13 protein-coding genes are annotated in these 12,825 nt (G+C 66.2%); 4 read left to right on the plus strand and 9 right to left on the minus strand.

The window, feature by feature from the left end; genetic code table 11:
* Positions 1 to 81: 81 nt before the first annotated feature.
* Together ML401_RS29490 and ML401_RS29495 are read left to right on the plus strand one after the other, a co-directional pair.
* Complete coding sequence (locus ML401_RS29490) at positions 82 to 225, plus strand: hypothetical protein (protein WP_285807778.1); 144 nt, start codon at positions 82 to 84, stop codon at positions 223 to 225.
* A gap of 177 nt (positions 226 to 402) precedes the next feature.
* Positions 403 to 1,467 carry a ketopantoate reductase family protein gene (locus ML401_RS29495; protein WP_285807779.1) on the plus strand — a complete coding sequence of 355 codons (1,065 nt, stop codon included), beginning with the start codon at positions 403 to 405 and terminating at the stop codon, positions 1,465 to 1,467.
* A gap of 29 nt (positions 1,468 to 1,496) precedes the next feature.
* Here the strand turns inward: ML401_RS29495 and ML401_RS29500 are convergent, their stop codons facing one another.
* On the minus strand, positions 1,497 to 2,081 hold the full coding sequence (locus ML401_RS29500; protein WP_285807780.1) for a LysE family translocator: 585 nt from the start codon (positions 2,079 to 2,081) through the stop codon (positions 1,497 to 1,499).
* A 285-nt stretch (positions 2,082 to 2,366) separates the two neighbouring features.
* On the opposite strand from ML401_RS29500, the gene ML401_RS29505 reads away from it, so the two are divergent.
* Both ML401_RS29505 and ML401_RS29510 read left to right on the plus strand, forming a co-directional pair.
* Positions 2,367 to 3,185 (plus strand): YkgJ family cysteine cluster protein, encoded by an 819-nt coding sequence (locus tag ML401_RS29505; protein WP_212067311.1) that lies wholly within the window; start codon positions 2,367 to 2,369, stop codon positions 3,183 to 3,185.
* Positions 3,186 to 3,288: 103 nt separating this feature from the next.
* On the plus strand, positions 3,289 to 4,797 hold the full coding sequence (locus ML401_RS29510; RefSeq protein ID WP_285807781.1) for an ATP-binding protein: 1,509 nt from the start codon (positions 3,289 to 3,291) through the stop codon (positions 4,795 to 4,797).
* 4 nt (positions 4,798 to 4,801) lie between these two features.
* On the opposite strand, the gene ML401_RS29515 is transcribed toward ML401_RS29510, so the two are convergent.
* The 8 genes from ML401_RS29515 to ML401_RS29550 form a co-directional block, all read right to left on the minus strand.
* A complete protein-coding gene (locus ML401_RS29515; RefSeq protein WP_285807782.1) occupies positions 4,802 to 5,542 on the minus strand; it encodes an ABC transporter ATP-binding protein in 741 nt (246 codons plus the stop codon).
* Positions 5,539 to 6,381: an ABC transporter ATP-binding protein gene (locus tag ML401_RS29520; protein WP_259216614.1), complete on the minus strand. Its 843-nt coding sequence runs from the start codon at positions 6,379 to 6,381 to the stop codon at positions 5,539 to 5,541. Before ML401_RS29520 ends, ML401_RS29515 begins: the two co-directional genes overlap by 4 nt.
* Positions 6,381 to 8,204: an ABC transporter permease gene (locus tag ML401_RS29525; RefSeq protein ID WP_285807783.1), complete on the minus strand. Its 1,824-nt coding sequence runs from the start codon at positions 8,202 to 8,204 to the stop codon at positions 6,381 to 6,383. The genes ML401_RS29520 and ML401_RS29525 overlap by 1 nt, the downstream gene beginning before the upstream one ends.
* A gap of 54 nt (positions 8,205 to 8,258) precedes the next feature.
* Positions 8,259 to 9,416, minus strand: coding sequence for an ABC transporter substrate-binding protein (locus ML401_RS29530; RefSeq protein ID WP_212067316.1), 1,158 nt, complete (start codon positions 9,414 to 9,416; stop codon positions 8,259 to 8,261).
* Between the two features lie 60 nt (positions 9,417 to 9,476).
* Positions 9,477 to 10,055 (minus strand): alkylhydroperoxidase domain protein, encoded by a 579-nt coding sequence (locus ML401_RS29535; RefSeq protein WP_285807784.1) that lies wholly within the window; start codon positions 10,053 to 10,055, stop codon positions 9,477 to 9,479.
* Between the two features lie 14 nt (positions 10,056 to 10,069).
* The gene (locus ML401_RS29540; protein ID WP_285812767.1) at positions 10,070 to 10,669 is read right to left on the minus strand and encodes a CMD domain protein; all 600 of its coding nucleotides are present in this window, start codon (positions 10,667 to 10,669) and stop codon (positions 10,070 to 10,072) included.
* Between the two features lie 37 nt (positions 10,670 to 10,706).
* Positions 10,707 to 11,741 (minus strand): putative FMN-dependent luciferase-like monooxygenase, encoded by a 1,035-nt coding sequence (locus ML401_RS29545; protein WP_259216603.1) that lies wholly within the window; start codon positions 11,739 to 11,741, stop codon positions 10,707 to 10,709.
* A gap of 153 nt (positions 11,742 to 11,894) precedes the next feature.
* Complete coding sequence (locus tag ML401_RS29550; RefSeq protein WP_211416603.1) at positions 11,895 to 12,689, minus strand: MetQ/NlpA family ABC transporter substrate-binding protein; 795 nt, start codon at positions 12,687 to 12,689, stop codon at positions 11,895 to 11,897.
* Positions 12,690 to 12,825: the final 136 nt, after the last annotated feature.

Raw genomic sequence — 12,825 nt, forward strand, 5'->3', positions numbered from 1 at the left:
TGGCAAGCCGGAAATGCGCCACCTGTCGATCAAACAGACATGACTGCGTAAACCGCCGTTGTGAACGCACGATATGGTGAGATGCGTCCGATTGCCGCCTTGCCTGACAATACGAGGACGGAAGCCGCCGGCATGCTGATCCATCGCAATGACGGCGACGACTTATGTGACGTGTTCATGACAAGTCGTCACGCGCGCGAGAGCGACTGGACCCAAATTCTGTAAATCAAAATTCTTCGGCACATTGGGGGGCGCATGCGGGCGTTTCAGGAGGCCCGCCGGTCACCCTTGTATGCATTATCCCAGTTGCCATCTCCGCGGACTTCGCTTTACATGCCGGCAACTCGCCCGCGGATGACGGCCGGGGCTGAAAAATCACGCACATTGTCAAAGGGACGGAGCATGGCGCGCAACATATTGATTCTCGGGGCTTCTTACGGCTCGCTGCTGGGCACGAAGCTGCTGATGGCCGGGCACAACGTGACCCTGGTCTGCCGCGCCAAGACCGCCGAGCTGATCAACCGCGAAGGTACCGAGGTGCGCATCAAGCTGCGTGACGAGGCGGTGCACCGGGCGATCTTCTCGCGCGACCTGCCCGGCAAGCTCGACGCCGTGACCCCGGCCAATGTCGAACTCTCCCGCTATGATCTGGTCGGCCTTGCGATGCAGGAGCCGCAATACACCAACCACACCGTGCGCATGCTCATGGTCAAGATCGCCGCGGCGAAACTGCCGTGTCTGTCGATCATGAACATGCCACCGCTGCCCTATCTGAAGCGGATCCCGGCGCTCGCCGATATGGATCTCGAAGAGGCCTACACCAATGCGCAGGTGTGGGAGCGGTTCGAGCCGGGGCTGGTGACGCTGTGCTCGCCCGACCCGCAGGCGTTCCGTCCGCCGGAAGAAGCCGCGAACGTGCTCCATGTCGGCCTGCCCACCAATTTCAAGGCCTCGGTCTTCGCCGACGAGAAGCACAACAAGCTGCTGCGCGAGCTCGAGGCCGACATCGACGCGGTGACGCTCGACGGCCACGACGTGCCGGTGAAGCTGAAAGTGTTCGACTCGCTGTTCGTGCCGCTGGCGAAATGGTCGATGCTGCTCACCGGCAATTATCGCTGCATCACGCCGAACGAGCCGCAGTCGATCCGCGATGCCGTGCACGGCGACCTCGCGCGCTCGCAGACGATCTACGACCATGTCGATGCCATCGCGCGCCGCCTCGGCGCCGATCCGCAGGACCAGGTGCCGTTCGCGAAATACGCCAAGGCCGCCGAGAGCCTGCTCAAGCCGTCGTCGGCCGCGCGTGCGGTCGCAAGCGGCGCGCCCTTCATCGAGCGCGTCGATCTCCTGGTGAAGCTGATCTCGCATCAGCTCGGCGTGCCCAATCCCGAGATCGACCGCACGGTCGACACCGTGGACCAGAAGCTGAACGAGAAGATCGTTCAGGGCGGATCCGGCGCGCAGTAGGCGCGCCGTTTCCAGCGACGCTTGGCGCTTCACGCCGTCAGGAAGGCTTGCAGCCAGACGAGGCCGGTCACGGCAACCAGCGTGACCGCGCCGGCGCGCGTGACGAGGTCGGGATGGCCGAGGCGGCGGGCGCCGCGGCCGAGCGTTGCGCCCAGAATGATCCAGGCAGCGCCAGCCGTGAGAATCTGAAACGCGATCACGCCGAACCAGGGCAACAATTCAAGCGGCCCGGCCTCGAGCGGCAGGAGCAGGAAGGCGAACACGAGCGCCTTCGGGTTGAGCAGCGTCGCGAGCAGCACCTGGCCGAACGTCACTGCTGCGCCATCGCGCAGCTCGCGTGTGTTGACCCGCCACAGCATGAAGGCGAGGCCGAGGATGTAGACGGTGACCGCGACGCGCAGCACGAGCGCCGCGACCGGGATGTCGCTGACGAGCGGGCCGAGCGCCAGCCGCAGCAGGGCAATGGCCAGCAGATAGCCGGCGAGCTCTGCCACAAGCAGGTGAAGCGAGCGCGCAATGCCGATCGCCGCGCCCGACGTCGCGAGCAAGGTGTTGGTCGGCCCGGGCACGGCGAGCAGAAAATAGGTCGCCAGGAAGAAGGTCAGGAAGCTCATGCGTCCAAGCTAGCAGGCTTGGGGCCAAGTCGGTTTGATCTTCGTCATCGAACCGGCCTGAAGGGCCCGGAATCGGCTCATCTTGCCCGAATCCCTGCCCTTCCCCGTGGTCACCGATTTGCGAAAAATTTGCATCCATGCGAGGTCTGGCCCTACGTAGCGGAAGCTGCCGAAGTGCCTCGGGCAGATCTTCCGGATGCCGGTTCCGGGCAGCAGGTTCCAAGCCTGCCCGCGACAGCCGGACGATGGGCGACAGAAGACGGGCGAAAGAACAAGTCATCGAAGATGGATCAGTCGACGTTGCAGGTCGTGCGCGCGGTGGAGGCCGGCGCGACAACCATGAAGAGTCTCATCGACGCGACCGGATTGTCCCGTCTCAAGGTCGAGCGCGCGTTGAACACGCTGGAGAAGCAGAAGCTGCTGGTCCGCGACGGCCAGGGCTTTCGTGCGACCGCCGTGCCGAAAGCCGCGCCCCTGGCCCGGCAATGCGGATCGTGCAACGCATGCTGCGACATTCTCGAAGTGGCCGCCGTCGACAAGCCGGTGAACCAGCTCTGCAAGCACTGGCAGACCGGCACCGGCTGCACCATCTACGACCGCCGCCCCCAGATGTGCCGTTCCTTCGTCTGCGCCTGGCTGCAGGGGCATCTCGACGACGACTGGTTCCCGGCGAAGTCGGGCATCATCGTGCATTTCAGCCAGGATGCAGTGAACGTGACGGTCGACGACCATTGCCCTGATCGCTGGCGCGAGGAGCCTTATTTCAGCAAGCTCGCCGAATGGTCGCTGAACGGGATCAAGCGGATCGGAAATCGGGGCTATGCCACCCTCGTCGTCTCCGGCGCCGACCGCTTTCTGCTGCTCGGACGCACCGTCGTTCCCGAGCCGACGCTGTTCGGCACGGCCTTCGTGCCGCTCACTGCCGACACGTTCCGGTTCTGGCGGGCAACGTCGCCGGAACATTTGCAGCGATTGCACGAGCGCATCGCCGAGATGGAGCGGATCAGGCAGGAATTCGGCTCATGCGTCATCCCCGAGAACGAGGACGACGATCCGCAAGCCCCCTATCGGCCCGCACTTCTACGGCAATCGAACCACGGCTGAACGCCGCCGTGGGCAACGCGGCATGATCAGCGCCATGCCGCTCGACGCGTCGCGGCGGGATTGATAAGCCGCTGTCCGCGAATGACGGAGACTTGAGTCGGGCATGACAGTTGCAATCGAGATGGGGCAGACCACGGCGGGCGCCGCGGCCGCCATGGACCTCGAGGAACTGCTGGCGACCCGCCTCCTCGTGCAGGGTAATTCGGGCTCCGGCAAATCGCATCTGCTGCGGCGGCTCCTGGAACAGAGCGCGCCCTGGGTGCAGCAGGCCATCATCGACCCCGAAGGCGATTTCGTCACGCTGGCCGAACGCTTCGGCCATCTCGTGATCGAGGCCGAGGACCACACCGAGCGCGGCCTTCAGGTTGCCGGCGAGCGCGCGCGGCTGCATCGCGTCTCCACCGTGCTCAATCTCGAAGGTCTCGACGCCGAGAACCAGATGCGCCGCGCCGCCGCGTTTCTCGGCGGGATGTTCGACGTCGACCGCGACCATTGGTATCCGATGCTCGTGGTCGTCGACGAGGCCCAGCTGTTCGCGCCGGCGGTGGCAGGCGAAGTCTCGGACGAAGCGCGAAAGCTCTCGCTCGGCGCCATGACCAATCTGATGTGCCGCGGCCGCAAGCGCGGACTCGCCGGCATCATCGCGACGCAACGGCTGGCAAAGCTCGCCAAGAACGTCGCGGCGGAAGCCTCCAACTTCCTGATGGGCCGGACCTTCCTCGACATCGACATGGCGCGCGCCGCCGATCTGCTCGGCATGGAACGGCGGCAGGCCGAAGCCTTTCGCGACCTCGAGCGCGGCCAGTTCATGGCGCTTGGACCTGCGCTGTCGCGCCGTCCGCTGCGCCTGAACATCGGCCCGACCGACACCTCCCCGCGCAATTCGACGCCGCGGCTGATGCCGCTGCCGGAGGCCACTGAAGATATGCGCGCCGTGATCCTGGCCGCGCCGCCGCCCGATGCCAGCCGGCCGCAGCGACGGCCCGCGCCGGATCTGCTGGAGCAGCTGCGCGCCGCAAAGGCGGCCGCACCGGTGATCCAGCCTGAGGTGGTCGAGGCGCCGGTCAGTGCCGAGGAGATCGCCGAGCGGCGCGAGCGCGTGGATCGTACGCTGCGGGCCGTGCTCGCCGCGCCCGACGCCGGCTTCCGCGCCATCGGCGTGCTCTATCAGGAGTTCGTGGTCCGCTGCCGCATCGAGGGCCTCGGCACGGCAGTGCCCGATCTCAACGAATTTCGCCGCATGCTGACCCATGCCCGCGCCGGCCTCGGCACCGATCTGGCCGAAGACGACGCCTGGCAGGACGTCTCGCTGCGCGCGTCGATCTTGCCCGACGACATGCAGGGCGTGTTCATGATGATCGCGCGTGCCGCCAAGGAAGGCTGGCCCTGCCCCGGCGACGCCGCGATCGCCCGCGCCTACGGCTCGCATTCGCTGCGTCGGGCGCAGCGGCTGCTCGGCTATATGGAGGAGCAGGGCCTGATCGTGGTTCAGCTCGACGGCAGCGGCCGCCGGATCGTGACGCTGGTGGAGCTGGCCTGGGCCACGGCCCCCGGTGATCCCAATGGCGACGACCTGCCGGCCGAGCCGGTCGTGCGCGCGGCGTCGGCGTGAGGCGTCAGGCCGCCTCGGAGCCGCCGAGATAGGCGTCGCGGATGCGGGGGTCGTCCTTCAGCGCGCGGGCCGGCCCCGACAGCACGATCCTGCCGGTCTGCAGCACATAGGCTTCGTGCGCGATTTCGAGCGCGAGGCTGGCGTTCTGCTCGACCATGAACACCGAGACGCCCTCCTGGTTGATGGTCCGGACCAGCTCCAGCACGCGGTCGACATAGAGCGGCGACAGGCCCATGGTCGGCTCGTCCATCACGATCATCCGCGGCCTGCTCATCAGCGCGCGCGCCATCGCGACCATCTGCTGCTCGCCGCCGGAGAGCGAACCGGCGCGCTGCGACAGGCGCTGGCCGAGCTTGGGGAACAGGGTCAGCATCCTGTCGAGATCCTGCGCCACCGCATCGCGGTCGTTGCGTACGAAGGCGCCCATCAGGATGTTCTCGCGCACGCTCATGTCCGCGAACAATCGCCTCGCCTCCGGCACCGAGGCAATGCCGCGGCGGACGATCTGCGGTGTCGAGAGGCCGATCAGCGAGGCGCCGTCGAAGCTCACCTCGCCCGAGCGCGGCTTCACCAGGCCCAGGATGATCTTCATCGTGGTCGACTTACCGCTGGCATTGCCGCCGAGCAGGCAGACGATGTGGCCGCGCGCGACGGTGATCGAGAGATCAAAATGCACCTGGGCCTGGCCGTAGAACGTGTTGACGTTGGACAGTTCCAGCAGCGCTTCGGGCGACGCATTCATCATGCCGCGCTCTCCTGCTCTTTGCTCAGGCCATGGCCAAGATAGGCCTCGATCACCTTGGGATCGGTCCGCACCTGCTCGCCCGGCCCTTCCGCGATCTTCTTGCCTTCGTCCATCACGATCACGCGGTCGGACAGGCGCATCACCATCTCCAGCTTGTGCTCGATCAGGAGGATGGTCAGCCCTTCCGCCTTCAGTTCGGCGACGAGCCCCTGCATTTCCGCCGTCTCGGTCGGGTTCATGCCGGCGGTCGGCTCGTCGAGCAGCAACAGGCGCGGCTTCAACGCGAGCGCGCGCGCGATCTCGACGCGGCGGCGGTTGGCGTAGGACAGGCTGTAGGCTGGCTGGTCGATGCGCGGCACCAGCCGTTCGCCGAAGCGGGCGAGAATGGCCTTCACCTCTTCCCGTAGCCGCTCTTCCTCCGCCTTGACGCTCGCGGGCCGCAGCAGCGCCAGTCCGAGTTCGAGCAGCGGGCCGATCACCGGCACGGCCGGCTTCACCGCACGCAAACGCGTGTGCGCGCCGATCAGGACGTTGTCCATCACGTTGAGATTGCCGAAGACGCGGCCGAGCTGGAAGGTGCGCGCGATGCCCTCGGCCGCCAGCCGCTCCGGCGACAGGCCGGTGATGTCCCGGCCTTCGAAGTGAACCGTACCCGCATCCGGGCGGTCGAGCCCGGTGACGAGATTGAACAGCGTCGTCTTGCCGGCGCCGTTGGGGCCGATGATGCTGACGAGCTCGCCTTTGGCGAGATCGAGATCGATCGCGTCGACGGCGGTGAGGCCGCCGAAGCGGCGCGTCAGCCCGCGCAGGGACAGCATGGGTGCGTGCTGCTCCGCCATCAGATCGTCCCCAGCAGGCCCTGCGGCCTGAACCGCACGAGCAGCAGCAGCACGATGCCGTAGATCAGGATGCGATACTCCGCCGCGATCCGGAACACCTCGGGCAAGCCGACCAACGCAACCGCCCCGAGAATGGCTCCGACGACATTGCCGAGCCCGCCGAGGATGACGACGGTCAGCGCCAGGATCGATTGCTGCGTGTTGAAAGTCTCGTGGTTGATGTAGGAGTAGAGATGCGCGGCAATGCCGCCGCTGATTCCGGCGGCGAACCCGCCGAAGATGAAGGCCAGCGACTTGTAGCGGTTCAGGCTGAGACCATAGGCGCGCGCGGCGACGTCATCGTCGCGGATGGCGCGGAAACTGCGGCCGAGATGCGAGCCGAGCAACCGGCCCTGCAGCAGCGCCAGCACCACCATCACCGCGAAGCTGAACCAGTAGATCGAGGTCGGGCTGATCAGATCGTAGCCGAACAGCGACAGCGGCGGGATGCCGGAGATGCCGATCGGCCCGCGCGTGACGGTCTCCCAGTTCAGGATCACCAGCGAGACGATCTCGCCGATCGCGAGCGTTGCGATCGAGACATAGTGCCCGCGCAGGCGGAACGAGGGTGAGATCAAGGCTGTCCCGAGCGCAGCGCTCATCAGGCCGCCGCCGATGATCGCGAGGCCGACGGGAACGGAGAACGTGAGCGACAGCAGCGCGGAGGTGTAGGCGCCGATCGCGAGCAGCGCGGCGTGGCCAAGCGAGACCTGGCCGATCGTGCCCGCGACCAGTGTCAGGCTGAGCGCGAGCATGCCGAGCAGCCAGGCGTTGATCAGGGTCTGAAGCACGTAGAACGACACCGGGAACAGCGGCAGGACCGCGAAGATCGCTGCCGCAACAGCCAGGGCCCAGCGCGGAATGCGCACGGGACGGCTCGGCGCGATGAAGGTGCCGGTGAGCGGCTCGGGCGGCGCCTGCCGCGCGCTGGCGAACAGGCCGTTCGGCCGCAGCACGAGCACGACGACGAGCAGCAGGAACGCGAACAGATTGCGGTAGCTGGTGCCGAACACGGCAACGCCATAGCTCTCGACGAGGCCGAGCAGCAGGCTGCCGATCACCGCGCCCGGTACATTGCCGGCACCGCCGACGACCTCCGCGACGACGCCCTTGAGCGTCGCCTGCAGGCTCATCGCGGTGTCGATCTGGTTGTAGTACATGCCGACCAGCATGCCGGAGACGCCGCCGAGCGCGGCGGCGATGCCGAACACGGCTTGATTGACGCGGTTGACGTCGACGCCCATCTGCATCGCGGCGTCGCGGTCCTGCGAGGCCGCGCGCACCGCCCAGCCGAGCTTGGAGTAGCGCAGGAACACGAACAGCAAGAGCGCGCTGGTGAGGCCGACACCTGCGATGAGCAGATCAAGAGGCCCGATCGTGCCACCACCGACCTGGAAACGCACATCCGGCAACTGGCTCGGCAGCGCGCGCGGATTGGGCGAGAAGGTCAGCATCACCAGCTGATCGAGCACGAAGCTGATGCCGATCGTCGCCAGCAGCGGTGCGATGCGCACCGAGTTCTGCAGCGGACGCAGGCCGAACCGCTCGATGATCAGCCCGACGATCGCAGCCGCTACCGCGACCACGATGATGGTGAGGGGCAGCGGCGTATGCAGCTGCACTACAGCGACCCAGCCGACATAGGCGCCGACGAGATAGATCGAGCCTTGCGCGAAATTGATCAGCCGGCTGACGCCGAAGATCAGCGCGAGCCCGACCGCAACGAGCGCATAGACATTGCCGACGATCAGCCCGTTGATGGTGTAGTCGAGCCAGGAAGACACGCAGTTTTCCTACTGAAGGGAGAACGGGCCGAAGCGAATGCTCGGACCATCAGGTCAGGTCGGCTTGCCGTCCCAGAGCGCGAACTGGCCCTTGCGCACGACGAGCTCGGCGTTCATGGCGCCCTTGACGCGGCGGCTCTCGACGTCGAACGTCGCTTGGCCGAAGATGACGCTGGAGACGTCCTTCACCTTGGCGAAGGCATCGCGGACGGCGCGGCGATCGGTGCCGCCGATCTTGACGACGGCAGCGGCCATGTTCATCGCATCATAGGAATAGGCGTTGAAGGCATCGGGCTCCTGCCCGCCATACTTGGCCTTGAAGCCGGCGATGAACTTCTTCACCTCGGGCCTGGGATCCTGCGGGAAATAGCGCGTGCCGAGATGCACGTCCTCGACCGCCTCGCCACCGAGCTCGATGAATTTCGGCGAGTAGACCGAGCTTGCGGCGCACATCACCTGCTTCAGGCCGACCTGCCGCGCCTGACGGGCGATCAGCGCGCCGTCGGAATAATAGGAGATCAGGATCAGCCCGTCGGGATTGGCGTCGCGCACGCGCACCAGCGTCGAGCGGAAGTCGCGCTCTTCCGCGATATAGCCCTCGGTCACCGCGATCTCGGCGCCGTATTCCTTGGCGGCTTTGACGAAATAGTCGCGGCTGGTGCGGCCCCAATCGGTGTTGAGATGCAGCACCGCGAGCTTCTTGAGGCCGAGGCGCTTCACCGCATAGGCCGCCAGCAGCGGCTGCTCGTCGGCCTGGCTGACCGAGGTGCTCCACATGAAGTCGCCGCCCTTGGTGAAGTCAGGGTGCGAATTGGTGAAGCCGAACTGCACCAGGCCGCCGCGCTGGTAGATCGGGGATGCCGCCATCGAGGCGGGGCTCGAGAAATCGCCGAGCTCCATGACGATGCGGGGATCGGACACGAACTTCTGGGCGATCGCCACCGATTGGCGCGGATCGCTCTGGCTGTCCTCGAACTGGTAAGCGAGCTTGCGGCCGTTGATGCCGCCGGCCGCCATGATCTCGTCGAGCGCGAGATCAAAGCCCTGCTTCCACTGCGTGCCATATTGCGCGTTCGGTCCCGTCAGGGGGCCGCTGACGCCGAGCAGAATCGGCTCGGAGGATTGCGCGAAGGCACCGCGCGAAAAGGCCGCGCCCGCCATCATGGCGGCAAGCGAGCCCTTCACCAGGGTACGACGATCGATGTTGCTCATGCACGGCTCCATCCACTCAGGTGTTGAAACAAGCAGCAAGTCTTGTGCCGGTGATATTGCCTATTTCGAGGGCTCGCCGAGCGACAGCATCAGCCGGTTGGCCCAGTTGAAGAACGAGGCGCCGTTGATGACGTCGACGATCTCGGCATCGTCGAGACCGGCGCGGCGCAGCTCCGCGATATTGTCAGGGCCGAACGCGATCGGCGTCGCGGCCAGCGCCACGGAGGCCTTGACCACGGCATTCCAGCGCTCGCCGAGATCGGCCTTGACGCCTTCATCGAGCAGCTTCTGCACGTCGTCGCGGCGCTTGGAATAGGTGCTGGCGAAGCGCGCATGCACCGAGGCGCAATAGATGCAGCCGTTATAGCGCGAGGTCGCGGCCGCCGCGAGCTCACGCTCGGCGCGGGGCAGGCCGTCGGCGACGTTGTAGAAGATGTCCTTGTCGGTCTTGGTACGAGCTTCCAGCACCTCGGGATCGCGCACCAGCAGGCGGAAATATTCCGACTTGGCGCGGGCGCGGTCGACGAGACCAGCGTAATGCCGCTCGGTCAGCTCGGCCTCGGGCAACGGATCGATCCAGGAGACCCAGCCAAGCTCATCCTGGGTGAAGACGACGGGCGGGTTGACGGTGACGCTCATGAAACACCCTCCTCTTATGCGTTCGCGGCGGCGAGCGTGCGCAGGCCACTGACGACCCGCAGCTGGAACGACAGGAACGCGACGAGCTGGGAGAAGGTGACGATTCCGGTGGCCGACCAGCCGGCGTCCAGCAGCGCCTTCATGTCGGCGGACGCGGCATCGCGCGGCCGGAACACCAGGAGATGCGCATGTTCGAGCGCCGCGACGAGCCGCGGACCGAGGGCAGCCTTGCGCTCCGCGCTCACGCGATAGATCAGGCCGGCGGTGTTCTCGATCGACAGCGGACCGGCGGGATACGAGCCATACGGACCCGAGGTCTTGCCCCCTGCGATCTCGCCGTCGATCGCCTCGATCAGGCGCGCGCCATCCGCGTTGGCGGCCAGCTTGTCGCGATAGAAGGCGGCGACGGGGGATTCGCCGTGCAGCCCGGTCACGAAGGCCGCGACCGCGGCGCGTTCTGCCAGCGAAAACTCGCTCGCGTCGATCGGCTCGAACAGCGAGAGATAACTCTTCTGCGCATTGTCGCGCGCCTGCAGGCGGCGGGCGCGGATGGCGTCCAGAGCCGAGCCGGGCTCGATCCCGGCGAGCGTGTCGATGATATCTGGTGTTGCCATCATTCAGCCTCGTGCCACGCGATCGCGTTCATAGCGGTTAACCTGCGAGCGCCACGTCGGGCGCCGTCCGGATCCAGCCCAGCGCCGGCGCGACCTTCTCCGCGACCAGATCGATCGAGCGCAGGACGCAGGCGTGCGGCGCATCGACCGAATGCACCTGGAAGACGAGATCGGTGATCCGCTCCAGCGTCGCGTCGCCCCGCAGCGAGGCGACGACGTGATCGGCGTCGCCGACATGGGTGTCGAACGCCGTGATCATTTCCTCCAGCGTCTCGCCCGGCTTGGCGTGACCGCCCTTCATGAATTGCGGCAGCGCGCGGCGCAGTCCAATGTCTGCGAGCCGCATCGCTTCGGCATGGTCGTCGGCGACGAAGACGCTGCGCGAGGCCATGATGCGCGGCTCAGCCCCCTTGGGCAGCGCTTCCAGATAGGCATCGATCACCGGGTTCTGGATCTCGGCGAGCGTCGCCTTCGGTGCCTCCTTCGGTCGCGGCTGGGTGCGCGACAGCAACAGGCCATCGCCCGCCTTGCCGGCGCGGGCGCCGCCGGCGACCGAGAACGTCGCCTGCCAGATCCGCTTGTCCAGCTGCGGCCGCTGCGGATAGATCGTGTCACCGCCATCGAGCGGCTTGCCGACCAAAGCGGTGCGGACGACCTCGAGATTGCGGGCGAAAATCTCGTTGCGCTGGGCGCTGTCGAGGCCGAAGGCGGCGAAAGCCGACGGATTGCCGCCGGTGCCGACGCCGAGCTCGAAACGGCCGTTGCATAAGAGATCCAGCACCGCGGCGTCTTCCGCCACCCGCACCGCATTCTCCAGCGGCAGCGTGACGATGCCGGTGCCGAGGCGGATGCGCGAGGTTTGCGCTGCGACGTAGCCGAGGAAGGTGAAGGGCGACGGCAGGCCGCCCTCGCGCTCGTGGAAATGATGCTGCGCGATCCACGCGGAATCGAGCCCCGCCTTTTCGGCGCGCACGATCTGCTCGGCCGCGAAGCGGTAGCGGTCCGCCGGCGGGGCCTCGTCGAGCAGCCGCGTGAAGAACCCCAGGCGTTTCAAATTTGCAAAGCGTTTCATACGACCCCTGTCGGGCTGGGATGGCCAGGCCCCCGATGATGTCGGTTACTGCTGCTTCAGACAAGCGGGCATTGCGCAAGGCTCATAAGCAAGGCTCATGCGCAAGGCCGCCCACCGGATCGCCCGCGACTGCGCTGGAGCTGGGCAGACTGCCTACCAGCTCGGCAGCACCGCGCCCTTGAACTTGGCGAGAACGAATTCCTTCACCTCGGGCGTGTGGTAGCTGTCGACGAGGATCTTGACCCAGGGCTTGTCCTTGTCGGCGGTGCGCACCGCGATCAGGTTGACGTAGGGGCCCTTGGGGTCTTCGCGCAGGATCGGATCCTTGACCGGATCGAGACCCGCCTGGGTTGCGTAATTGGTGTTGATCGCGGCGGCGTCGACGTCGTCGAGCGCGCGCGGCGCCTGCGCCGCGTCGACCTCGATGAATTTCAGCTTCTTGGGATTCTCGGTGATGTCGAGCACCGTCGGCTTGAAGCCGGTGCCGTCCTTCAGCTTGATCACGCCCTTGTCGCGCAGCAGCAGCAGCACACGGCCGCCATTGGTCGGATCGTTGGGGATCGAGACCTTGCCGCCCTCGGGAATGTCGGCGAAGGCCTTGTGCTTCTTCGAGTAGACGCCGATCGGGAAGTTCACGGTCAGGCCGACGGCCTCGATCTTGTAGCCGCGGTCGGCCTTCTGGTTGTCGAGATAAGGCTGGTTCTGGAACGAATTGGCCTGGATCTCGCCGGCATCGAGCGCGGCGTTCGGCACCACGTAATCGGAGAACTCGAGCAGCTGGATGTCGAGGCCCTGCTTGGCCGCGACCGGTTTCACCGCCTCGAGGATCTGCGCATGCGGCCCCGGCGTCACGCCGATCTTGATGGTCTCGGCTGAGCTTCCTGCCGACCAGGCGGCGAGCAAGGTTGCGAGGATCAGGGGCAAGCGAAACGACATCTTGGTCTCCATGGCACGGCGAAAATGACTGGAACCGTATTCGCTTCTCCGTAGGCCGAAATCAATGAAATGGAAATCCATATTGCATGCTCGGGGCGGGCACGCGTTCTCCATTCGGCGGCAAACGCGGAACGAATTCGCGGCGGCC

It is taken from the genome of Bradyrhizobium sp. 62B (genome assembly GCF_030272265.2).
Lineage (GTDB): Bacteria > Pseudomonadota > Alphaproteobacteria > Rhizobiales > Xanthobacteraceae > Bradyrhizobium.

Excerpts from the sequence above, each read along its gene's own strand:
- ML401_RS29490 (WP_285807778.1), top strand. The coding sequence starts at position 82 with ATGCGTCCGATTGCCGCCTTGCCTGACAATACGAGGACGGAAGCCGCC.
- ML401_RS29495 (WP_285807779.1), top strand. The coding sequence starts at position 403 with ATGGCGCGCAACATATTGATTCTCGGGGCTTCTTACGGCTCGCTGCTG.
- ML401_RS29500 (WP_285807780.1), bottom strand. The coding sequence starts at position 2,081 with ATGAGCTTCCTGACCTTCTTCCTGGCGACCTATTTTCTGCTCGCCGTG.
- ML401_RS29505 (WP_212067311.1), top strand. The coding sequence starts at position 2,367 with ATGGATCAGTCGACGTTGCAGGTCGTGCGCGCGGTGGAGGCCGGCGCG.
- ML401_RS29510 (WP_285807781.1), top strand. The coding sequence starts at position 3,289 with ATGACAGTTGCAATCGAGATGGGGCAGACCACGGCGGGCGCCGCGGCC.
- ML401_RS29515 (WP_285807782.1), bottom strand. The coding sequence starts at position 5,542 with ATGATGAATGCGTCGCCCGAAGCGCTGCTGGAACTGTCCAACGTCAAC.
- ML401_RS29520 (WP_259216614.1), bottom strand. The coding sequence starts at position 6,381 with ATGGCGGAGCAGCACGCACCCATGCTGTCCCTGCGCGGGCTGACGCGC.
- ML401_RS29530 (WP_212067316.1), bottom strand. The coding sequence starts at position 9,416 with ATGAGCAACATCGATCGTCGTACCCTGGTGAAGGGCTCGCTTGCCGCC.
- ML401_RS29535 (WP_285807784.1), bottom strand. The coding sequence starts at position 10,055 with ATGAGCGTCACCGTCAACCCGCCCGTCGTCTTCACCCAGGATGAGCTT.
- ML401_RS29540 (WP_285812767.1), bottom strand. The coding sequence starts at position 10,669 with ATGGCAACACCAGATATCATCGACACGCTCGCCGGGATCGAGCCCGGC.
- ML401_RS29545 (WP_259216603.1), bottom strand. The coding sequence starts at position 11,741 with ATGAAACGCTTTGCAAATTTGAAACGCCTGGGGTTCTTCACGCGGCTG.
- ML401_RS29550 (WP_211416603.1), bottom strand. The coding sequence starts at position 12,689 with ATGGAGACCAAGATGTCGTTTCGCTTGCCCCTGATCCTCGCAACCTTG.